Origin of the sequence: Parendozoicomonas verongulae (genome assembly GCF_009711465.1) — a bacterium.
Lineage (GTDB): Bacteria > Pseudomonadota > Gammaproteobacteria > Pseudomonadales > Endozoicomonadaceae > Sansalvadorimonas > Sansalvadorimonas verongulae.
Map to the genome: position 1 here is coordinate 25,525 of NZ_SMME01000849.1, position 23,144 is coordinate 48,668.

Annotated in this window: 18 protein-coding genes and 1 tRNA gene; 9 read left to right on the forward strand and 10 right to left on the reverse strand. The window is 50.6% G+C overall.

Annotated features, from left to right (window positions below; genetic code table 11):
• From E1189_RS14750 to E1189_RS14775, 6 genes are all read left to right on the forward strand, one after another.
• The gene (locus E1189_RS14750; RefSeq protein ID WP_155161095.1) at positions 1–1,389 is read left to right on the forward strand and encodes an MATE family efflux transporter; all 1,389 of its coding nucleotides are present in this window, start codon (positions 1–3) and stop codon (positions 1,387–1,389) included.
• Between the two features lie 72 nt (positions 1,390–1,461).
• Complete coding sequence (locus tag E1189_RS25540) at positions 1,462–1,899, forward strand: pilin (RefSeq protein ID WP_155161112.1); 438 nt, start codon at positions 1,462–1,464, stop codon at positions 1,897–1,899.
• Between the two features lie 63 nt (positions 1,900–1,962).
• Positions 1,963–2,946, forward strand: a complete 984-nt coding sequence (locus E1189_RS14760; RefSeq protein WP_155161096.1) for a serine/threonine protein kinase — start codon at positions 1,963–1,965, stop codon at positions 2,944–2,946.
• Positions 2,947–3,064: 118 nt separating this feature from the next.
• On the forward strand, positions 3,065–6,403 hold the full coding sequence (locus E1189_RS14765; protein ID WP_155161097.1) for a mechanosensitive ion channel domain-containing protein: 3,339 nt from the start codon (positions 3,065–3,067) through the stop codon (positions 6,401–6,403).
• Positions 6,396–6,974 carry a hypothetical protein gene (locus E1189_RS14770; RefSeq protein WP_155161098.1) on the forward strand — a complete coding sequence of 193 codons (579 nt, stop codon included), beginning with the start codon at positions 6,396–6,398 and terminating at the stop codon, positions 6,972–6,974. The genes E1189_RS14765 and E1189_RS14770 overlap by 8 nt, the downstream gene beginning before the upstream one ends.
• 17 nt (positions 6,975–6,991) lie before the next feature.
• Positions 6,992–8,407, forward strand: a complete 1,416-nt coding sequence (locus E1189_RS14775; RefSeq protein WP_155161099.1) for a protein adenylyltransferase SelO — start codon at positions 6,992–6,994, stop codon at positions 8,405–8,407.
• A 36-nt stretch (positions 8,408–8,443) separates the two neighbouring features.
• On the opposite strand, the gene E1189_RS14780 is transcribed toward E1189_RS14775, so the two are convergent.
• Together E1189_RS14780 and E1189_RS14785 are read right to left on the reverse strand one after the other, a co-directional pair.
• Complete coding sequence (locus E1189_RS14780) at positions 8,444–9,559, reverse strand: Fic family protein (RefSeq protein WP_155161100.1); 1,116 nt, start codon at positions 9,557–9,559, stop codon at positions 8,444–8,446.
• 208 nt (positions 9,560–9,767) lie between these two features.
• Complete coding sequence (locus E1189_RS14785) at positions 9,768–10,622, reverse strand: LysR family transcriptional regulator (protein WP_155161101.1); 855 nt, start codon at positions 10,620–10,622, stop codon at positions 9,768–9,770.
• Positions 10,623–10,736: 114 nt separating this feature from the next.
• Between E1189_RS14785 and E1189_RS14790 the strand changes: the two genes are divergently transcribed.
• On the forward strand, positions 10,737–11,498 hold the full coding sequence (locus E1189_RS14790) for an SDR family NAD(P)-dependent oxidoreductase (protein ID WP_155161102.1): 762 nt from the start codon (positions 10,737–10,739) through the stop codon (positions 11,496–11,498).
• Between the two features lie 120 nt (positions 11,499–11,618).
• On the opposite strand, the gene E1189_RS14795 is transcribed toward E1189_RS14790, so the two are convergent.
• Positions 11,619–13,337 (reverse strand): hypothetical protein, encoded by a 1,719-nt coding sequence (locus E1189_RS14795; protein ID WP_155161103.1) that lies wholly within the window; start codon positions 13,335–13,337, stop codon positions 11,619–11,621.
• 81 nt (positions 13,338–13,418) lie between these two features.
• Between E1189_RS14795 and E1189_RS14800 the strand changes: the two genes are divergently transcribed.
• Positions 13,419–14,807 carry an MFS transporter gene (locus E1189_RS14800; RefSeq protein WP_155161104.1) on the forward strand — a complete coding sequence of 463 codons (1,389 nt, stop codon included), beginning with the start codon at positions 13,419–13,421 and terminating at the stop codon, positions 14,805–14,807.
• Here E1189_RS14800 and dnaB read toward each other — a convergent pair.
• The 7 genes from dnaB to E1189_RS14835 form a co-directional block, all read right to left on the reverse strand.
• Positions 14,716–17,619, reverse strand: coding sequence for a replicative DNA helicase (gene dnaB, locus E1189_RS14805; protein ID WP_155161105.1), 2,904 nt, complete (start codon positions 17,617–17,619; stop codon positions 14,716–14,718). The two genes, E1189_RS14800 and dnaB, sit on opposite strands and share 92 nt — an antisense overlap.
• 142 nt (positions 17,620–17,761) lie before the next feature.
• Entirely contained in the window at positions 17,762–18,208 is a 447-nt protein-coding gene (rplI, locus tag E1189_RS14810) for a 50S ribosomal protein L9 (protein ID WP_155161106.1), read from the reverse strand.
• A 144-nt stretch (positions 18,209–18,352) separates the two neighbouring features.
• A complete protein-coding gene (gene rpsR, locus E1189_RS14815; protein ID WP_155161107.1) occupies positions 18,353–18,577 on the reverse strand; it encodes a 30S ribosomal protein S18 in 225 nt (74 codons plus the stop codon).
• Positions 18,578–18,629: 52 nt separating this feature from the next.
• Entirely contained in the window at positions 18,630–19,046 is a 417-nt protein-coding gene (gene rpsF / locus E1189_RS14820) for a 30S ribosomal protein S6 (protein WP_155161108.1), read from the reverse strand.
• A 234-nt stretch (positions 19,047–19,280) separates the two neighbouring features.
• Positions 19,281–20,495, reverse strand: a complete 1,215-nt coding sequence (locus E1189_RS14825) for an EAL domain-containing response regulator (RefSeq protein ID WP_196221451.1) — start codon at positions 20,493–20,495, stop codon at positions 19,281–19,283.
• 130 nt (positions 20,496–20,625) lie between these two features.
• Positions 20,626–21,747, reverse strand: a complete 1,122-nt coding sequence (locus E1189_RS14830; protein WP_155161110.1) for a polyamine ABC transporter substrate-binding protein — start codon at positions 21,745–21,747, stop codon at positions 20,626–20,628.
• Between the two features lie 203 nt (positions 21,748–21,950).
• A complete protein-coding gene (locus E1189_RS14835) occupies positions 21,951–22,406 on the reverse strand; it encodes a c-type cytochrome (protein WP_329602056.1) in 456 nt (151 codons plus the stop codon).
• A 306-nt stretch (positions 22,407–22,712) separates the two neighbouring features.
• On the opposite strand from E1189_RS14835, the gene E1189_RS14840 reads away from it, so the two are divergent.
• A tRNA-Arg gene (locus tag E1189_RS14840) sits at positions 22,713–22,789 on the forward strand.
• The last annotated feature ends 355 nt before the right edge of the window (positions 22,790–23,144 follow it).

Consider the following 23,144-nt stretch of genomic DNA (forward strand, 5'->3'; position numbering starts at 1 on the left):
ATGTCTGAAAGTACAACCAAAACCAGTGAAATAAGCAACCAGCCCATTAGCAAACTGTTCTGGCGTTACACCTTACCAGCCGTTATGGGCATGGTGGTGAATGGCCTGTATGCCGTTATTGACGGCATTTTTATTGGCCGTGCCGTAGGCGCAGAGGGCCTTGCCGCTATTAACCTTGCCTGGCCTCTTTTTGGGGTTCTTATCGGTATTGGTTTGATGATTGGTATTGGTGCGTCGGCGCAATACTCTATTGCCCGAGGTGCCGGAAAGCACGGTAAAGCCCAAAACATATTGGGCAACGCTTTTGTCTTGCTCCCATTATTCAGCTTCATTTTCGGAGCTGTGCTGTACAACTTTACCGTATGGGGAATGGAGCTGCAGAAAGCCTCTGACCAAGTGATGCACCACGGAACTGCCTATCTTCATCTTATGAGCCTTGGCGCACTGCCTGCCATGGCCGGCGCAGCCCTGCCCATGATGGTGCGCAACGATGAACAGCCCCGTCTTGCAACGCAATTGATGTGCCTGGGGGCCGGGTTGAATATTGCCCTCGACTGGCTTTTTGTCGTGTACCTGAAGCAAGAGGTGGCCGGTGCAGCAGTTGCCACAGTGATTGCTCAGCTGGTAGTTACGATTCTGGGAGCAGGTTACTTCTTCAGCAACAGAGCTCTGGAAAAGCTCACTCTGAAGACGCTGAACCTGAACCTCAAGCTTTCATGGCACACGCTGGCCACCGGATTCTCCAGCCTGATCATGTTTATGTATTTCAGTTTTGTGCTGATTATCCATAACCGTCTGTTCAGCGTACATGGCGGTGTTGTAACGCTGGCGGCATTCTCTATTGTGGGTTACGTGCAAACCTTCTACTACATGTTTGCAGAAGGTGTCGGCCATGGTATTCAGCCGCTGGTGAGTTATAACAAGGGAGCGGGTAACAGTAATAATATTCGTGCGGCTCTGATGCTGGCCATGAAAGTTGTACTGGGTGTCGGCATTGCCACACTGCTGCTGATTAACCTGCTTCCCCAGACTATTGCCGGCATCTTCGCCGCTGAAGATCAGGCTCTGATTGAAGCCACCACCACCGGCTTCCGACTGCACCTGTTCACACTGTTCCTTGATGGCCTGATTGTTGTCGGTGCGGCTTACTTCCAGGCGCTGGCATTGGCACGGCTGGCAACATTCATCTCCATGGGCAATATGCTGGTTCAGCTGCCACTGCTGGCGACTTTACCTAACTGGCTGGGAGTTACCGGTGTATGGATCAGCATGCCCATCTCCAATATATTTCTGGCTGTGGTTGTGATTCTGGTGATAAGAAGGGATCTGCGTATGCGCAAAGCCCTGAAGCCTGTGGCAAGTGAAAGCGAGCTGCAGAACGCCGCCTGACCGCATCAATCCATCACGCCCTGCTAGTCTTAATCCGGTAGGTATATCGGATCCGGTTACAGGGTGTGTATTATGAGAAATATAAAATCCAACAAAATCAAAGGCTACACACTTATCGAACTGATGGTTGTCACCCTCATTATCGGTATTCTGGCTGTTACGGCCCTGTACGCTTATCAGATTTACAGCAAGCGGAGCCACTTGGTGGAGGGGCTGGGCATGGCTTCTTCACTGAAAGCCACCATGGCGGATTACTATGCCACCAACGGTGTGTGGCCGGCCGATAACTTTGAAGCTGGCTCCCCTACCATAGTCTCTGGCAATTCGGTTAAAAGCATCAGGATTAGTGGAAACACTCTCATCGTCATCTATAACGAGAAAGTGATTGATGATGGTCAACTGTTGCTCATCGCCTCCACGAACAATGGCAGTATTGAATGGGCATGCCAATCTTCGGTTAATAACGGTGCGATTATCCCTCCGCAACTCCTTCCTGAACGGTGTCGTTAAAAAATCAGTGAAGCCTGTTGGCTAGCTCTCTACAATAGGGACTTTTCCCTTCCGGAGCCAGCTATGACGACTCAGCACCCTTATGAATCCCTGACTCCGGATACCGTCATTGATGCTGTTGAATCCCTCGGCTATTTCAGTGACGCTCGTATCCTTGCCTTGAATAGCTATGAAAACCGTGTATATCAAGTAGGTATTGAAGATAAACAGCCAGTGATAGTGAAGTTCTACCGCCCACTGCGGTGGAGGAAAGAACAGATTCTCGAAGAGCACGCCTTCGCACAGGAGTTAGCTGATCTGGAGATCTCTGTTGTGCCACCAATAGCCAGCGAGAATGGCCAGACCCTTCATGACTTTGCTGGTTTCCACTTCAGCCTTTACACCCGCAAAGGTGGACATGCCCCAGAACTGGATAATATGGATCACCTGTTCAGCCTTGGTCAGCTGATGGGGCGGATTCACAAAGCGGGCTCCACCCACAATTTCAACTATCGCACCGAGATCAATCTGCAGCGTTACGCAAAAGACAGTGCAGCGTTTCTGTTGGAAAGTAATACTATTCCCCAAAGTCTTGTGCCAGCCTACGAGACCCTGGCCCGAGATGTGATCGACAAACTGGAAGTCATTGATGCCCACAACAACCCTGAAGTGATTCGTCTGCATGGGGACTGTCACGTTGGCAACATTCTCTGCCGTGACGATGCGTTTCACTTTGTGGATTTCGACGACTGCATCAACGGCCCGGCCATTCAGGATTTGTGGATGTTCCTGAACGGTGATCGCCAACACAAGATGGCGCAGCTGTCTGAATTGATTGATGGTTACAACGAGTTCCACACGTTCAACCCTGCTGAACTTAACCTGATTGAATACTTCAGAACCCTGCGCCTGATGAACTACAGCGCATGGCTGGCCAGACGCTGGGAAGACCCGGCCTTCCCTATCGCTTTCCCTTGGTTTAACAGTGAGCGTTACTGGGCGGATCACATTCTGGAATTACGAGAGCAGATGGCAGCTCTGGATGAAGAGCCTTTGGAAATGTTTTGATAACATACTGTCCTCAAGCCCTGTCCTGACAGGGCTTTGACTGGTGAATACCGCTTGGTTTCTTCCATTGAAACCAGTGACGATGCAGTGACAAAGTCCCACTTTCAGCGCGTTTGTAGTGAATAAGTCCCGCTACACTTTATCTAATCGGCTACTTTTGAAAATCACTCCACGACTGGGACGTCATTCAGGCATGCGTACGCTGGCTTTATGGATCTTCACCACCCTGTTTTCCTGTCAGCTTCTGGCCGAAAACTCCACGCCTCGCCTACCCAGCCAAGAGGCTATTTCCAAGGCTTTAGAACAAATAAAGCCTGCGGAGAAAACCCTGAGCGCCAAAGAGTCCGAGCTCTCGGATATTTATAAAAAAACCCTTACATTCCTGCGCCAGGCTGCCTCAGAGCAGGAACAGCTAACAACTCTCAAGAAACAAATTGATAACGCCTCAGATGAACTCACCCGGCAGCAGAACGTTCTGGACAGCCTGCCTCTACCATCCGACACAGTACTGTTAGAAAAATACCGGCACCAGCCCGTTGATGAACTGCGTAAACTGCTGGACACCCGCCTTGAAGAAATTTCAGAGCTGCAAAATCAGCTTTCTCGGGTATCTGGCCAGATCACCCACAGCCGTGCACGTCCAGAGCGTAATCAGGCCACCATCAGCAAAAATCAGGAACGACTGAAAGACATCACCACCCAGATCAATCTGTTAGATGTGGACACAGAACTGGCGGCAGACTTAAAGGACAAAAAGCGGGTCTTACTGCAAGCCGAAGCCAACGCACTTCAACATCAGGACACCCGCCTCAATATCGAAATCCGCTCCAGCAGCACCCTGCTTGATCTGGAAACCATGCAACAGCGCCTTCTTAACCGCAGGCTGCAGCTGCTGGAGCAGGAAGTGCTGTCTATGCAGACCATCATCAACTTCAAACGTCGCGCGGCCAGTGAGAAAGCCGTTGCCACGGCCTCACGCTTGAATCGCTCTACCGCAGGCAAGAGTGTGCTACAGACACATGCAGCGTTGAATATGGAAATGAGCCAGCAACTGCTGTCAATCTCCGACCGCCTCAGCCAGCTCACAGCTAAAAGCTCCAGAGTGCGCAACCAGCTCAATAACCTGAGCAATATCGGTCAAACTGTGCAACAGCAGTCTGTACTGCTGGGTGAGAACCGGATTCTTGCACGAATGCTGCGGGAAAACCTGATGTCTCTCCCACACTTCAGCATCGACCCCGGCATTCCCGATATGGTGGCTCAGGCTCGTTTGCAAAAGTTTCAATACGACCAGCAGCGACAGGAACTCACCAGCCCGGAAGCACGTGTTGATGTGGTGATTGAGCAGAACAAGTCGGAGTACGTGTTCAGCCCACAAGACACCAAAGAGCTTCTGCGGCTGATGAAAAACCGGCAGGTGCTTCTGGAAGATTTATCAGGCGAGATTGGCACTCTGCTGAGTACCGCCACCAGCCTTGATCTTGATCAGAAGAATCTGGAAGCGCAGAGTCAGGAACTGTCCAAAAAGCTGGAAGAACGGCTGTTCTGGATTGCCAGTAATCAGGCTCTTGGACTGAACTGGATTCAACAGCTCCCCAAGAACCTTTGGCAGCAGGTGAGCAACATCCCGTGGGATGGCATTCTGCTAGCCTTTACGGATTCCGCCCGTAGCCACTGGCTCTTCACATCTTTGATTCTTGCTCTGGTGCTTTTGCTCCACACTCGCCGCCGCACATTTATGGCCATACAGCGTACCTTCTCACGGAAGATGGGCAATGTACGCCACGATACCCTGACGCTGACACCTACGGCACTCGGCTTAAGCCTGCTGCAGGTGATGCCGCTGCCAGTGCTTATGGGCGTAACAGGTTTGGCGCTGCTTACGGGAGATGGACACTCTGTAGGCGTATCGAACCTCGGCTCCGCCTTTATCGTAACCGCTTTTGCCTGGCTGCTTTTGTCTCTGGCTATCCAGATTCACCGCCCCCATAACATTGCCGTAACTCACTTCCGCTGGCCTCCAGCTCAGTGTCGCAGAATACAGAGTCAATTGATTAAACTGCGGGCAGTGATGGTTCCCTTACTGCTCACGGTAAGCCTTGCCAAGAATCAGCCTACAGATTTGAATCAGGATATTCTCGGCATGACACTGCTGATGGCCGGTTCACTGTTGCAGGGCTGGATGCTATTCCGCCTGATGCAGGAGAGCAGCTATCTGTTCGGCTCCCGCGTGCTCCATATCATGCTGACTCTGGTACTGGTGATAATTGCCTTCGCCCAGCTGCTTCTCACCGCTGCCGGTTATTACTACTCCACCCTGATTCTCCAGTTCCAGCTGGCAGGAACCCTGTATATGGTGGGCGGCGCTGTACTATTGCAGGCACTGGTGATCCGAAGTCTGAATGTGGCAGAACGGCGACTGGCCTTTACCCGTGCCTTAAAGAAACGGGCCGCCAGCAAAGACGGGGAAAATGTTGAAGAGCCTAACCTCGACCTTGCCACCATCAACCAGCAATCCCTGCGCCTGCTCAATTCACTGATGATGGTGGGGCTGTTTATCGGGCTGTACTGGTTCTGGAAAGATCTGTTTGCTCTGCTGAATGTTCTGGATAACGTAACCCTGTGGGAGTTTGCTGCCGGGCAAGAGGGAGGGGAGCCGTTTACCGTTCGGTTAAGTGATTTACTACTGAGTCTGGGCACGCTGGTCACCAGCTTTATTCTGGCCCGCAACCTGCCCGGTCTGCTGGAGATGACTGTACTCTCCCGGCTGAAACTGCGGGCTGGCAGCAGCTATGCCATGACAACTCTGCTCAGTTACACCATCACCTGCGTCGGCTTCATCATGGCCTTAAGCCTGTTGGGTGCCAGCTGGGCCAAGCTGCAGTGGCTGATTGCTGCGTTGGGTATCGGTATTGGTATTGGCTTGCAGGAAATTGTAGCCAACTTTGTTGCCGGTTTGATCATCCTGTTCGAGCGCCCCATTCGTATTGGCGACACCATCACCCTTGGGGAGCTGGATGGTGAGGTGTCCCGTATCCGTATCCGCTCCACTACGGTAACGGACTGGGATAACCGCGAGATCATTATTCCCAACAAGCTGCTTATGGGCGAGAAGTTAATTAACTGGTCTTTAAGCAACTCGATTGTGCGGATTATTCTGCCTTTTCAGGTGGCTCATGGTACCGATCCGAAACTTGTCCAAAAACTCCTGCATCAAGCCGCACAGGAACATGATCGCATTGTTGAGCAACCGGAAACACTGGTGTTACTGATGGAATACGGCAACAGCTCATTGATGTACGAACTGCGCACCCACGTCGCTCACGTGAACGACCGTTTGCCCGTGCGTGATGAACTAAACGCACGGGTTCAGGAACTATTCAAAGAACATGGGGTCACTGTAGCGTACCCCAAACAAGATATTTTCCTGCGGTCACCGGGAGCTGGACATGTCTGAATATGTAACTGAAAGACAGCATCAGGAGATTCGCCAAAGGCCGGATCAACTACTGCCTCTGCACTCGTGCATTCGCATTTTCCGCCAGCGTGTTGAAGGCGATGATGCCTGGACCAGCGGCATTTTGTTGGATGCCAGCCATGATTTACTGTTATTGCAGGTGATCAGCGACCAAATTAACTTCAACGGTTTCCAGATTATTCGCCGCTTCGATATCAGCCATATCGAACGCCCTATTCCTCAGCAAGACTTTCTAATGAAAGCTTTGAAACTACGTGGACAGGAGACAAAGCACCCCGGAATCATTAATCTCGATTCCATGGAAAAAGCACTGCGCACGGCGGCTCGTCTCAGGCCGCTCATGACGGTGTACCAGGAGATTACCGATCCCTCCGTGTGCTGGATTGGACGCATGAGCAAGATTGATAACGATCTGCTCTATCTGCAGTGCATGTCGCCGGAAGCAAGGCTGGAAAGTTCCCTTGACACGTTCGATATCGAAAGCATCACCCGTATTGACTTTGGCGGCTCCTACGAAGATGCTCTATGGCAGGTTTATAACGCCTCATAGAGCAGCCATTACAACAAATGAAACACACATACGCTGATCTGGGTTCCGCCTTCTCGTCTCCCGTTCAGCCGCAACCGCTGGATAACCCAGAGCTGGTAAGCAGCAATCGAGAAGTCATCGAACAACTCTCTTTGGATTCCTACTCACAGGAAGAACTGACTCAGCTTTGCAATGGCTCAAAGCCTCTGAATGAGTCCTCACCTGTGGCAATGGTGTATGCAGGCCACCAGTTTGGCAGCTGGGTTTCTCGCCTGGGGGATGGACGAGCATTATTACTGGGAGAACTTCATGGCGCAGACGGCAAACTCTACGACCTTCACCTCAAAGGCGCAGGCTTAACACCCTACTCCCGCAGTGGCGATGGCCGGGCAGTTCTTCGTTCCACTATTCGGGAATATCTGTGCAGTGAAGCCCTTCACCACTTAGGCATTCCCACAACTCGCTCCCTTTGCCTGATTAACAGCACGACACCGGTTTATCGAGAAAAAACAGAAACCGGTGCAGCTATGATTCGCGTGGCAGAGAGCCATGTACGCTTCGGGACATTCGAATATTTCAGCTACAGCAAACAGCACGAGCAACTGCAGATACTGGCTGACTATGTGATCTGGCGTCACTTCCCTCAATGGCAGGACGACGAAAGTCGTGTAGAGAAACTGTTGGCAGAGGCCGTAACACGCACCGCAGAAATGATAGCCCTCTGGCAAGCCGCAGGCTGGTGCCACGGAGTGATGAATACCGACAACATGTCCATCCTCGGCCATACCATTGATTACGGACCTTTCGGTTTTCTCGACGGCTTTGATGCCGGGCATATCTGCAATCACTCAGACTGGCAGGGACGCTACGCCTTCAACCGCCAGCCTGAAATTGGTTACTGGAACTGCGCCGCACTGACTCAGGCATTGTTGCCGATTCTCCCGGCTGGGCAGGAAAAAGCGGAAGTCATTCTGAAAACCTACCCTAAAGCCTTTGCTTCCAGATACTCCTCTCTTTTACGAGCCAAGTTTGGCCTTGTGACTGCACAGGAAAACGACAATAAGCTGATAGACCCGCTCTTCACTCATATGCAGGAGGAGAAAACCGATTACACAGTTTTCTTCCGGGCACTCTCACAGGGTAATGCTGAAGATGTGTTTATTGATCGGGAACGCTTCCACGCCTGGCACCAGAAGTATCAGGAACGGCTGGCATCAGAAGGGCGTTCAGAAGATGAGGTGCGTAAAGGGATGTTGGCCGCTAATCCCAAATACATCCTCCGCAACCACCTGCTCCAGATCGCTATTGATAAGGCTGAGTCAGGTGATTACAACGAAGTACAGCGGCTGCTCGACATTATGAAAAAACCGTTTGACGAACAGCCGGAAAACGAAAGCTATGCTGCACTCCCGCCGGAGTGGGCTGGTGAGTTGGAGATTAGTTGTTCTTCCTGATGGATAAGATACAAAAGCAATGGTCTGGGTACTTATTTACTTGGCAAGAACCTCTTTACCCTCACAAATATTTAATAGCTCAGGAAAGGCATAGATAGAAGGTCGGCGCCCTGCTCCTTCCTTTAGGATTACAATAGGCCCCTCTGGGGTATGAAGTTGTCTTAGCAAACCATGCAACGTAACTTTGCTGATCTCTGAACGTTTTGCAAAGTCCGAAGCTTGGAAAATAGGCCTGTCGAATAAAGTATCAACCAATTGCATTGTAAACTTGGAGCCTGTCAGCTCCCGAACTCTCGCCTTTGTTCGTTCATATAAAGCCATAATGGCTTTCACTCGCAAGACATTATCTCGCGCCTGAACCACAATCCCATGCAGGAAAAATTGTATCCATCCATTCCAATCCCCTTCACGAGATATATGCTGCAGACGCTGATAATACTCCTCCCGATTTGTTTCGAGAAAACTGGATAGATAAAACATGGGACTGGATAAGCGCCCCTTGCTAAATAAAAACAGAGGGATCAAGAGTCGACCTATACGACCATTTCCATCTTTAAAGGGGTGTAACAATTCAAACTGCGCGTGAACAACAGCAGCCTGTGCAAGGATGTCAAAATCCTTCCCGTTAAGATAGTGAGACCATGCATCCAGATGCTCCGGCAGTAATAGTGGATCAGGAGGTACAAAAGAGGCTTGTTCCATAGAGCAACCCGTTCGTCCAATCCAGTTTTGATCTTTGCGGAACTCGCCCGGCTTTTTCTTTTCTCCGCGAACACTCTCCAAAAGTATTTGGTGGAGCTGGAGTAACAAGCTGAGTGAGATAGGTCGCCCTTCCCCAATATGCTCCTGAGCAAGAATCAGAGCTTTTCGATAATTCAGGATTTCTTGGATATCAGCCTGCTTGACCTCATCAAACCTCTCCCCAGCCTCATGCTCTAAAACTTCCTCCACTGTAGCCTGGGTCCCTTCTATTTTTGATGATAAAACCGCTTCCTGGTTTGTCAGAGGAGATAGCATGACCTCTGGATTAATAATGCCTTGTAATAACCCACTATATTCCGCCAAAGCAGCATTCGCCTCACCAACCAGCGTAATTAGTTGTCCATAATCGAGTGTCTGCAATGGAAGGGGGTCGGGAATATAAGGTTTCATAGGCTCACTTTATGAATCAAAAACTGTAATTTTTCATAAACAAAACTCCTTATGTATGTTCTAGCATACACAACCATTTTTGCGTATTAAATATTTATAAGTTTCATACACAAAGCTTTTTATGTGTCCATCACCACACACAAACTTGATTGTGTATGAAATATAGGCAGATCTAATACACAAACTACTAAAATGGAAGCAGTGAACCTCATATTCTTCGGCTATACCGCCCAGCCACCAGATGACAAAAGTCCTTCAGGTAACCCTGCTCCGGTGCAGGCGCCGCACAAATGCCAATGGTTCTATCCAGAGAGAAATCCGTTAGCGGAATAAAGCTCACATCGTAAGGCGTTTCCCGGTAAGTCATCACAGAGGTTCCCAGGTTTGCGGCCACCAGCGAGAGCACAAACTCATCACTGGCGGTTTGCATGACGGTGCGAGGTCTTATGTCGTGCTTCTGGAACAGGTCGTTCACTTCCTGCCAGAAGCTGCACCCTGTGCGCTCTATAAACAGTTCGTCGTTTAATACAGAAAGCTCGATAGACTCCGCCCCGGCAAAGGCATGAACTTTAGGGACAACAAGACAAAGCTGCTCGTCTATCAATGGCGTGAAGTTATCGGCCGCCAGCAAACTGTTCACCACAATCACATCCACCTTTTTCTTTTTGTAGAGGTTGAGCAGATCTTCACTTCCCGCCTCAACAACCTCTATCAGAATATGGGGATGAGAGGCACGGTAGGTTCTTATAATGTCGGCCACGTAATCCATGTGAATGTTTTTCAGCACACCAACCACAATCTTCTCTGGCTGTTCAGAGAGCTGGGATTTAATAGCTTGCAGCTGGTTATAGGCTTGTCGGGCGGGAACAAGAAATCGTTCACCTGCTTGTGTAAGTGTTGCGGAACGGGAGCCGCGATGGAACAGGGTGGTATCCAGAGACTCTTCCAGTTTGCGAATGCCCGCTGAAAGCGTTGGCTGGCTGACAAACACGCGCTTTGATGCGGCCAAAAAGGTCCCGCTATCCACTACAGCCAGGAAGTATTTAATCTGCTGCAAATCCATATAGAAAAAACCTATACAACATAGAGAAAAAAGCAGTTATTTCTATAATACGTTTTTACCTACTATGCCCTCAACGAAATACACCAACCGATTTATTGTTGAGGAATTCACATCATGTTTGCAGGCAAAACTGTCATCGTTACTGGCGCCACCTCCGGCATGGGTAAAGCAATTGCTGAGAAGTTTCTGGCAGACGGCGCCAACGTTGTTATAAACGGCCGTACTCAGAGCGAACTGGACAAGTTCCTTATTCAAAACGCAGAACACAGCGCACGCATTCAGGCGATTACCGGCGACATCGGTAAAAAAGCCACCAGCGATGCCCTGGCTGATGCGGCTCTGACTCACTTCGGCACCATCGACGTACTTGTGAATAACGCAGGTATCTTCGTACCCAAACCTTTTCTGGAAGAGACCGAAGAAAGCCTGGACCTGTACTACGCCGTAACCATGAAGGGTAGCTTCTTCGCATCTCAGGCTGTCATTCCAGCTATGCAGAAGCAAGGTGGCGGCAGCATCATCAACATTGGTTCCATGTGGGTTGAGAACCCTTTGGAAGCCACTCCATGTTCCGCATCTCAAGTGGCCAAGGGTGGGATGCACACTCTGACTCGTCACCTGGCTATCGAATTCGCCAAAGACAACATTCGCGTAAACACCGTTGCTCCAGGCGTTATCGAAACACCTCTGTACGACGACTTGATGGACAAGGAACAGTTCAAGGCACTGGCGAACCTGCACCCACTGCGCAAGCTGGGCAAGATGGAAGATATCGTATCCTGGGTTCAGCAGCTGGCTGGCAATGGCAGCCACTTCGTAACGGGGCAGACCCTGTTTGTTGATGGCGGCATCTCCGCTGGCCATCACCAGAGTTAATCCCGCAGTTTGACGACAGTTCCTCTGCAGTGTGGGTGGGGGAGCTGACGACTTCCGCGCACTTGGCATAAGTATGTTCCGGCCCGGGTGGAGAAAGTCGCGTCTCCTGCCGTTTAAAGCTTATTCCAAAGGTACTTTGTGTATGGCTTTCTGCCAGTCCTGTACATTGAGTTCAACACCATGGGAAAGCGTATCAAGCTCGGCCAGTTTACACATCTCTTCCATGGTGGCCTTGCCGTTTTCTTGTTTTTGCAAATAACCTTCAACTCTGTCGTAGGCTTTTAACAACTTCATGATTGTGCCTGGAGTCATGACTTCTTTCTCTCTGGACACAGGGGCTGCATTCTCTCCGGTCAGACCACCATCATTGTAATCAGAAGCCTCAATATTCTTTTCCATCAACAGTGTCAGTAAAGGTTCGTTTCTGTGTTCTTGATAAAGGCTGCGTTTGGTTTGCTTGAAATGCGCAGCTCTTGCCTCAGCCTCTGTAATGGCATCGGCTCTTCGATCATTATCCAGACAGCGCTGGTAAAGATCAGGATTTATACGTCGCAACTTCCCCAACCCCCGCTGTACACGCATCAGATCAACCTTTTTCCCTGAAGGTAAATCCAAAACAGCAAAAACCTCTTTCATGTCATCTTTTGCACTCTTTTCAACGGCCTTTCTGTAAGCGGCTTCAACAGGAAACGGGTTTTCACCCTTCTTCGTTTCCAGTTCTTTTATCATCGCCTCTGTGACAGGTTTTTTGTACAGATCATGACTCTTCAAAAAACTTCTGAGCTGCTCGTAGTCGGGAAAGCTATGAAATTGCTGACTCGATGCTTCGACCTGCGGCTCTTCGAAAACAGGCTTCACCTCCCGTAGTTTTTCAGCAAACAGTGGATGCATAGCCTCAACCCGTGCGACCATTGCGTCCCACTTTTCGTTATCCATAATGCTGACGTACCTGGTTTTATTACGCAGTAAATTACCAATATCGAAAATCCCCTCACGGAATGACTCTTCACTGAGCTCATTCATGCGTCTGCGAGCCAAATCCCACTGATTTTCTCCTTCCTGCAGATGAGTCAGCTTTGCAAGGCGATCATCTACCGGAGCGCGGACAACCGCCAGATATTCCAGACCCTCTACAACCGTTTCTTGCTTATACCAGTCTGTAACAAGTTTGCCTTCACCATACACAACACCGGCATCGGACAGGCTTCCTGCCGTCTGTTGTTTGTCTGCTGCAATAACCTGAGGCCAATCCAGTGAACCATCGCTACCTACAGTGAGTGGGCAACTTTGCAATAAGGCTTCCATCGCCCGGGTTTGAAGATCCAGATTTTTCGGACGCAGGAACTTGATGCTCATCGTACCCATGACCGGATCCTGCGAGACAACACGGGCAAGCCCTGTGGATACCATCAAGGCACACACCTTCTCCCCATCAGAGCCAAGAGACACTGTTATTCTATCGGAACGGCCCTTCTCAACAGGCTGTATGGGATTTCCCGTTGTTTGAGAGAGCGAGGTTTCCAGGCGGTGAAAGGTATCCCGCATCTGGGCTTTATGGGTAGCTGTAGGGCGTTGGCTGATAAAGCTGACAATACCGTTGAGCCTGCTGGATTTCAGTAGATGGGAATCAATCTTTCGTGCCAGTAAGCGTACGCCCGAGAAAGCCTGCCGACTCTTGGGAAGATACTTTTTCACCTTGTCCTCAGGCAAAGTATTTACTGCAACACCGTTGGAGGTCCCTCCTTGAGCAGAACTGGTTTCCTGTTGTTGAACAGGCCCTTTCTGGTACGAAGTTTCTGCATTCGATGTTTTTAGGGAACGACTCTTTCCTGACTCCATGGCTGACCATCCCTGAGCAAAGGCTATCCAAAAAATCTAGCAGCCATCAGCAAAGTTGGCGGGCCTGGAGATTTAAATCTATTGTCCAGAGCCTGTATTTTTCAGGAAATCACCGTGCCGGACCTTTATGTCTCCCCCAGTGCTCAATCACCTAGCTTATTTCGCATGCTGGTTATCTGTGCCATTGGCTGCGCTCTGGAAACCTATGACTTTATGATTTACGCGCTGATGGCGCCTTATATCAGTGCTGCTTTCTTTCCGGAAGATGGAGCTGTAAACGGTTTACTCCTCACCTTTGCCACCTTTGGTATTGGTTATCTTGCCCGGCCTTTTGGAGGCGTTCTGTTTGGTCATATCGGTGATCGCAAAGGCCGCAAAAAGCCATTCGCTGCAACCATTCTGCTTATGGCCCTCACAACCACCTTAATAGGCTTGCTGCCGGGATATAACACACTCTCCATCGCCCCGTTCCTGCTGCTTACCCTGCGGCTTGGGCAGGGTGTTTCGATGGGAGGGGAGGTAGGTGGTGCGCTGACCTACGTGCAGGAAATAATGCCAAACAGAAGAACCATAGCTTCTTGCAGTGTGGTATGTGGCATGCTCTTCGGGCTGGCCCTTGGACATCTTGTTCATGCAGGGCTGGAGTTTGCATTAGGAGCGAAAGGTATGCACACCCTTGGCTGGCGGCTCGCTTTTATTTTCGGTGGTTTGCTTGGGGTGATTGGCTACGTTATCCGGAAACACTTTCAGGAAACCGCTGGTTTTCTTAACCTTCAACAACAGGGAAATATCAGCAAAGTGCCCATCGCCCGCCTGTTTGCCAAATATCCTTCACAGATCGTCACAGGGGTTCTCGCCATTACAGCCCATGGCTTTTGCTCCATTTTTATTCTGATATTCATTCCCACATGGATCGGGAGCAACAGTTCTGACTATGCCGATATGCTGGCGGTAGGAGGTGCAATTGCCAGTGTCACAGCAGCTTTATGCTGTTTAGGCTTTGGCTATGTGGCCGACCACGTACACCAAAAGCTGCCTTTCGTGACCTTTCCGCTAATGCTTTTACTTGGCCTTCCGCTGACAGGGTTTATTTTTTCCGGCGTTAGCATATGGACTCAACTTGCCCTGCAACTGTCGTCCATTCTGGTGGGAATGGTGTGTGCCAGCAGTTTGTGGATTTTCACTCGGCTATTTTCACCAGACGTTCGCTACACCGGCTCAGGATTTACCTACAATGCAGGGCTTGCGTTTGGCGGGGGGCTCACCCCCTTTCTGGCGACATTGCTGGCAACCAGGCTCCCGACCAGCACAGCTGCTGGTCTGGTATTGGCTCTATCCGGTGCATGTGGCCTGACAGCGCTTTGGCTGTACCGACGGTTTAATCGTCGTCAAAGTTGCCATAAGCCTCAGGGGCAAGGTTCTCAAAACGAGACATACGACCAAGGAACGCAACACGCACCGAACCGATAGGGCCGTTCCGCTGTTTTCCAATAATAATCTCAGCAACACCTTTGTGTTCTGTATCCGGGTTATACACTTCGTCCCGATAGATAAACATGATGACGTCCGCATCCTGCTCGATCGCACCGGATTCACGGAGGTCGGAGTTTACAGGGCGCTTGTTGGGGCGTTGTTCCAGAGATCGGTTAAGCTGAGACAGTGCAATCACCGGGCATTCGAACTCTTTCGCCATTGCCTTGATGGAACGGGAGATTTCAGAAATCTCGTTAGTACGCCCTTCGCTGAAACCGGGAATCTGCATCAACTGCAGATAGTCGATCATCACCATGCCGATTTTGCCGTGCTCACGGTGAATCCGGCGCAGACGGGTTCGCATTTCCTGGGGGCTTATACCGGCGGTGTCGTCGATAAACAGCTTCTTCTCTTTCAGGCTTTTCACTGCGTTAGACAGCTTCGGCCAGTCTTCATCATCCAGCTTACCGGTACGCACCTTGCCTTGATCGATACGACCGAGAGACGCCAGGCTTCGCATCATCAGCTGCTCGGAAGGCATCTCCAGACTGAATACAACAACACAGTCGTCTGACCCCATGAGAGCGTTTTCTACCAGGTTCATGGAGAAGGTTGTGTTGTGGACATACACATCCTCCGCCACAAAATTATGGGTACTGTCAACGGTCAAGTCGTAAACCTGTTTCTCACCCATCGCTTCGATAGAAGCAATGCGATCCCAGTACACATCTGACTCTGCAAGGTTTGCCAGATAGTCATCCTGCAGCAACTTGGCGAAAAGCGCAGCCCGCTGTCGACTCACTCTCCGCCGGCTCTTTCCAGATAGATGCGGATTATACCCCTCGGGGTAATCCATGCCTGCTGCAGCAAACAAGTCGCTCCAGCTTCTATCACCCTTTTTATTCAGGATGTAGTCACAAACAGACTCCGGCAAAGTATCGCTGTTATCGTGGGGTTGCTTGGTTGCAAGAGCTTCACGAACAGCCTGTATACGGTCTTCCTTAGCAAAAATACCGATTTCATCAATAAAGGTCTGAATGGAAGACTGACTGAGAATTTCCATCTCCCAAGGCGTTTGGGCGCTTTCGTACTTACAGGCTTTCTGACGAACTTTGGCGTTGATCCCAAATCGTAAAAGCAAGTGCTGCAGGGAGTGGATCAGAGATTCACTGGAAGACGCATAGGAAATACGGCACTGGCCGTTGCCTTGTACAAAGGCGCTGCCATCGCAGGTAAACAGATGCTTCAGGAATATGGAAAGGCATGGTTTTTCCAGCTGGAACACAATTGCTGGAATATCTTTTTTGTGCGCCAAACGATTAAGCAACCCTAACTCTTCGAGCCATTTTGCTACCGGGTTCTTCCCAAGCCAGGCAGCCTGATCCCGACCTTCCGCAAACAACTCTGATCCATCAATTTTAAACAGCTGGCAAAGGGATTGTGCATTTTCTTCTGTCGGCGTAGTCACGCCATTCAGCCATTGACTGACAGTGGCTTTGGACACATCTAATGCCTTGGCAACGGATTTGCCCGTTATCTTTCGGCTTTTGAGTAGTGCAGCCAAACTCTCAGCAAACTGATTACGCTCAGCTGTAACCAGCTCTTTATCACTGCTTACACGAACAGACTGCGTTCTGTCATCAGAAGCGACTCTTGTACATTTTACAGAACCAAAGCCTTTTATGGCTTCAGCGAAGTCTTCAAGAACCTGTTCGTCTTTATTGGTAAACCGCATGGACGACTGAGTCGTACCGCCATCACCAATGAAGTAAGCCATGGTCCTTAACTGATACGCAGGCAGTGTTTTACGACCGAACACAGGCAAAGTACGTGGTACAGCAACAATGTCGCCTTCTTTCAACTGTCCCAGAGGCTTCCAGCCAGAGTCAGAGAGGAATGGGTGTGTGAGAGTTGTTTCAATCTGCCGCCCAAGGGCTGTACGAACTTTGAAAACCGGCTTCATGCCATCATCGACAAAGGCGCTGGGAGTCGCAGGGGTCAGGCGGAAATCGTCACCGAGAGAGAGCAGGGCTCCAGACTGATTAGCGACAATCTCATCAATAGTACCATACGCCCCCGTTTCTGAGTTCAGCACACGGCTGCCAGCCACAATGCACTTGCCCATCGAGGGCCGTGCCGCCACCACAATCATATCCGAGGGCTGAAAGCCGGATGTCATCTCATCCAGGTCTTTAAAGCCGGTTGTGAGGCCGGTGATCATGCCAGTGGTTTTGAAGAGTTCGTCGATTTTTTCGACAGTTTTCTTCAGAATTTCCCGTGCACCGACTGGGCCGCCTTCTTTGGCTCGGGCTTCAGCTATGTGAAAGACCTCCCGTTCTGCCAGCTCTACGATGTCGTCGGCTTTGCGCCCCTCGGGGCTGTAGGCTGCATCCGCTACCCGCTGGGAGGCGCTGATCAGCTGGCGGAGTACGGAACGTTCGTAAACGATGTCGGCATAGGCGCGCAGGTTGGCGACGCTGGGGATACTTTCTACCAGCTCGGTGAGGTATGCGATGCCGCCCGCTTCTTCCAGCTCACCTTTTCTGTCCAGCTCTTCGGACACCGTAATCGGGTCGAACGGTTTGGATTCCAGTGCCAGCACTTTGATACATTCAAACAGCTGGCGATGTGCTGGGTTATAGAAATCGTCTGAGGTGATTTTATCCCCGACTTTATCCCAGGCCTCATTATCCAGCATCAGGCCGCCAAGCACAGACTGTTCTGCCTCTATGGAATGAGGTGGCGTTTTGAGAGAGGCCAGCGCCTCATCAATGGGAAGTTCTCTGGTAGGAGTCTCTGTGTCCAGCATAAGTCTGGTGGAAACCTGTCTGACGCGAAACGGGGTAAAAAATTATATTACCCACAGTGGAATCTAAAGAAAACAAACAAAAAAACCGCCAGCACCCAAGAGTGCCAGCGGCTTTCACTATTAAGCGTTCGCTTGCTGAAAATTATTCAGCTTCAACGAATACCTTAACAGTTGCAGATACATCAGTGTGCAGCTGCAGAGCGATGTCGAATTCGCCAACGGTGCGGATAGGACCAGCAGACAGACGGATTTCGCTCTTGGCAACTTCAACGCCCACAGCAGAGATAGACTCAGCCAGGTCGCGAGTACCGATGGAACCGAACAGCTTACCTTCGTCGCCAGCTTTGGCAGTGATGGTCAGTTCGATTTCATCCAGTTGTTCTGCGCGTTGCTGTGCAGCAGACAGCTTCTCGCCAGCAGCTTTTTCCAGCTCGGCACGACGTGCTTCAAATTCAGCAACGTTAGCCTTGGTAGCAGGAACAGCTTTGCCGAAGGGAACCAGGAAGTTACGGCCGTAACCAGCTTTCACTTTAACCTTGTCACCCAGTGCGCCCAGATTGGCGACTTTCTCAAGAAGAATAACTTCCATTTCTAAATACCTTTCACCAAAAATTGGATTAGTCCGACCCACTTCCCTGCACCGATGCAGAGCATCAGGGGCAAAAATAGCTCATCAGGACAGGCTTTCATTCCCAGCGAATGAATTCACCGGGAATGATATTACTTTTGCTGATTAGTGCTGGTCGCAGTAAGGCAGCAGAGCAACGTAACGGGCACGCTTGATGGCAGTAGCCAGCTGACGCTGGTAACGAGCCTTGGTGCCAGTGATGCGACTAGGTACGATCTTACCGGTTTCGGTGATGTACGCTTTCAGGGTGTTCAGATCTTTGTAATCGATCTCCTGAACGCCTTCAGCAGTGAAACGGCAGAACTTGCGACGACGGAAAAAACGTGCCATTTGCAACGTCTCCTTATTAGACGGTTATCCTGAAATCAGGTAAAAACCTGGGTTATTCGGCAGCTTCGCTGGAAGCAGCTTCGGCAGCAGGAGCTTTACGCTCTTCGCGGCGCTCTTCACGACGGTCGTCGCGGCGCTCGTCACGACGCTCATCAGCCTGCATCATGATGGATGGCTCGGTGATAGCTTCGTTACGACGAATAACCATGTTACGGATAACAGCGTCGTTGAAACGGAAGTTGCTGGACAGCTCAGCCAGAGCTTCGTCGCCACACTCAACGTTCATCAGAACGTAGTGAGCTTTGTGGATCTTCTGGATTGGGTAAGCCAGCTGACGGCGGCCCCAGTCTTCCAGACGATGTACAGAACCGTTATCTTCTTCAATGAGCTTCTTGTAACGCTCAACCATAGCAGGCACCTGCTCGCTCTGGTCAGGGTGTACAAGGAACACAATTTCGTAATGACGCATGACTGCTCCTTACGGGTTATAGCCTCCCTCAAGCGCCGGTTACATTGATGCGTCCGGTATCAGGTAAGGCAAGGAGTAATAGGAGCCTCTAAACAGTAGATGCTCCCGGGAAAGACTCTTTGCAATTCCACCAAGGGTGAAATCACAAGAACCGGGCATTTTAGAGAAGCATGGCGAACCACGCAAGTGAATTGACCGCGATCGGCTTCTGATTTACCGGCTTCAGGATAGGGGTTAGACCAGTTTCGGATAGCGCTTGAGCCAGTCTTTCTCCCATTCGCCCAATTCTGCATAGGGCATGGGTCGCGCAATCAGGTAGCCCTGGGCGTAATCACACCCCATGGCTTTGAGTTCGTGCCAGCTTTCCGGGGTTTCTACCCCTTCGGCCACTGTTCTCAGGCCCAGACGTGAAGCCAGCTCGATATTGGAGAGCACAATGGTGCGGCTGGTGTTTTTCACACCAAGGCCGCGCACAAAGGATTGGTCGATTTTCAGCTCTGAGAAGGGAATACGGTTGAGCTGCTGGAAGTTGGAGAATCCGGTCCCGAAATCATCGATGGAGAGGGCGAAACCCTTGATTCTCAGGCGTGCCAGAGTTTCCAGACTACGAGCCATATCTCTCATTAAGGCACTTTCAGTCAGTTCCAGAATCATCCGGCAGGGCGAAACGCCATAGTGGGCCATAACCTCCTCCAGCTTTTGTGGCATGTCCATATCCACAAGAAGGGTGGGGGAAAGGTTTACGGCCACAGACACATCCCGGCCTTCCCGCTGCCAGCCACACAGGTCTTCGACTATGCCGTGAACCTGCTTCCAGGTGAGCTGATCGATGATATCTGCCTTTTCCATCACAGGCACAAAGCGGGCAGGCATAACAATGCCATGTTCGGGGTGCTGCCAACGGGCCAGAGCTTCTGTCGACACCCAGGCACCATCACTCATTCGGACTTTCGGCTGATACCAGACGGTAAATTCGTTGTTATTCAGGCCTTCAAGGATGTCTTCTTTCGAGAAGGAGCCAGCCCACTTCTCCGGGTTTCTGACGCGCTCTTCCCGGCGGTACTGATCAATCACATTGCGCATTTTTTTGCGGGTGACAGGCTTCTCGACATTACTGAGCACCTGCAGCCCGTGCTCCTGAGCCATGTCTTCCACGGTATGGATCAGGGCGGAATCCAGAGCACTGGCAATCACCACAGAGCCTGCCAGCTCTCGTTCGGCAATATGGCGCAGAAACTCCACACCATCCATGCCGGGCATATCCAGATCACTGAGAATAATGTGAACCTTGCCCGGATGGGCAACAATCTCCCGAAGCGCAGCATCACCATCCGCTGCCGAGAGCACATGATCACAGCCAAGATCTTCGAGAACCTTAACTGCTACGGCACGCTGGAAGTCGTTGTCTTCAACAACCAGAAGGGTGAGCCCTTTCCCTTCGTCTGTCATACCCAAGCCACTCCATAAACCTAGATTCCTGCCAGGCACCATCCGCATGTCTGAACATACGATGCCCCTGACAGGAGATATATCGACCACCGTACCAGTGGCTGCAGCACGGCGATAATTATCAGAGCTTTTATTGGCCAGTGGTCAGGCGGGTCCACTCGCGGGATACGAGGCGACGCAGTTTGCTGTCCAGAGGTTTGAAGATGTAGAGTGTTTTCTCGATAGAACCGGTTGGGTAAACGCCGGGATTCTGACGCAGTTCTTTTTCTACGTAAGGTGTCGCAGCCTTGTTAGGGTTGGCGTAGTACACGTAGTTGGTGATGTCGCCAATCACCTTAGGCTGCATGATGTAATCCAGGAATTTGTAAGCATTCTCTTTGTTGTGAGCATCCTTAGGGATGGCCATAACATCGTAGGAAACCGCTGCGCCTTCCTTTGGAATCACGTATTTCACACGTACACCATTGTTGGCTTTCTGAGCGCGTTCATCAGCAATCAAAGCATCACCAGACCACACAATACCCACACAGATATCACCGTTGGCTAAATCAGTCAGGGCACGAGATGCACTGTAGTAGCGAACGTAAGGAGTCACTTTGGAGAGCATTTCAGTAGCTTTGCGGTAATCGCCACTACGACGGGAGTTGGGATCTTTACCCATAAAGCGCAGTGCTGCCGGGAAGATTTCTGTTGGCGCATCTATAAAGGCCACACCACAGCCTTGCAGCTTCTTCATGTACTTGGGATCGAATACCAGAGCCCAGCTATCTAAGGGTGCATCTTTACCGGCAAACTCCCTCACCTTCTCGGGATTGATGGCCAGACCAGTGGTTTGCCACAGGTAAGGAATGCCGTACTTGTTACCTGGGTCTACAGCCTCCATTAGCTTCATGGCTTCCGGATTCAGGTTCTTATAATTCTTCAGCTTGCTCTTATCCAGCGGTTCATAAACACCCGCTTTAATCTGGTTGGCCAGAAAGTCGTGGGAAGGAACCACAACATCGTATCCGCTACGGCCAGACAGCAGCTTGGCCTCCAATACCTCGTTACTGTCATACAAGTCATAGGTGACATGAACGCCGGTCTGCTTTTCAAAATTTGCTACGGTGTCATCAGCAACATAGTCATACCAGTTGTAGATAAATACATTCCCAGCATCGGTTTTAGACTCATCCGCCTGCACAAAGCCAGACAAGAGGCTAACAGCGAAAAGTAGGCAGGTGGCTCGTAGAGCACTGGAAAAACGAACCATAACGAAGGTTCTCCAGAAGGCAGTGGATAGGAGTAGTAAAGAGAGGTTAGCTTGTTTCGCCTGATGCGACGTTCAGCTAAGACGGCGGCGAAGGATAACAGCTTTGCCTGACCGTTCAAGGCCTTTCAGGAAACAAAAAGCCGTTTGAATGCCTGTTTAACAAAACATACAAACAGCTTTTAATAAAAGGCGAAATGTACCGTTTAAGGTTTCAAGCCACTCATGTACTGAATAGCGCCGCTGATTTCATCATCGGAGCAATCAGCACAAGTGCCTTTTGGCGGCATGGCAGAGCCAACGCCTTTAATAGCGTTGGTCAGGAGCTGGTTGTAAGAACCTGCCGCTGCCAGCTTCGCTTGCCAGCCTGCATCATCCCCTTTCTTAGGTGCCCCCAGAACCCCAACAGTATGGCAGGCTGTACAAAAGGAGTTATAAACACTTTCACCACTGCGAGGACCACTGCTTACCGCTACTACTGGCGCTGCCGTTGCACAGGGCTGACCTTCCAGACAGACCTCCCCCACAGGTGCAATACGCTCGGCAATCTCTCCACGGGTGATTTTATCCACTTCAGCTGATGCGGCCATCGCCAGGCCCGTCATCATTCCCCCCAGTAACACAGCTGCCTTAACAGCACGCACCCTGTTGACGTTTGCCACTCGCCTTTCCTCATCATTGCCACGGACTTATTTGGGCCTGACAACACCTGACTGTTTTCATCATTATCAGGAACGCAGAGACCGGTCCATTTGTTATTGCCAACCGCGATTATAGACAAATGCCCCCTCGCCAACAATGACACAAGATGACAGTCAAGACGCACAAACCACAATTTTAAAGGATACACTCCCACAAGCCTCTCAAGCGCTTGAGAATCCTCAAAAAACCCGTAGACTTGCGAATACGTCCTGAGTATTATTAGCGCCGCTTCCGGAGCCTGCTCGGGAAGGCAATGCATGCGATACGCACCCTTAGCTCAGCTGGATAGAGCGCTGCCCTCCGGAGGCAGAGGCCAGAGGTTCGAATCCTCTAGGGTGCGCCATGTAAATCAAGGGTTTGCGACGATTTAGCGCAGACCCTTTTTTTATGTTTGGTGATTTAAGCGCAGATTAAGCGCATTTGAAGCAAAGTCATAAGATTCAGGCTTTCAGGATTCTGCCAGGAGGCCTTGAATAGAGCCCCCCTCATTACCGAGAAAATAATCATCGAATGAAATGGGAGGGCCAATGAGTGGTATCGATCCCTCTAAGATAAAAGCCCGACCTTCCTCTTCAAACTCTCAAGCTCCTTGCGCAGTTTTTCCGGCCCAAACCTTTCCCTCAGCTTGATGACCTCCCGATCACGTTTAGACATTGGCCGTGGGTCAGTACGCCCCTTGTTGGATTCTGGAAGAAAGT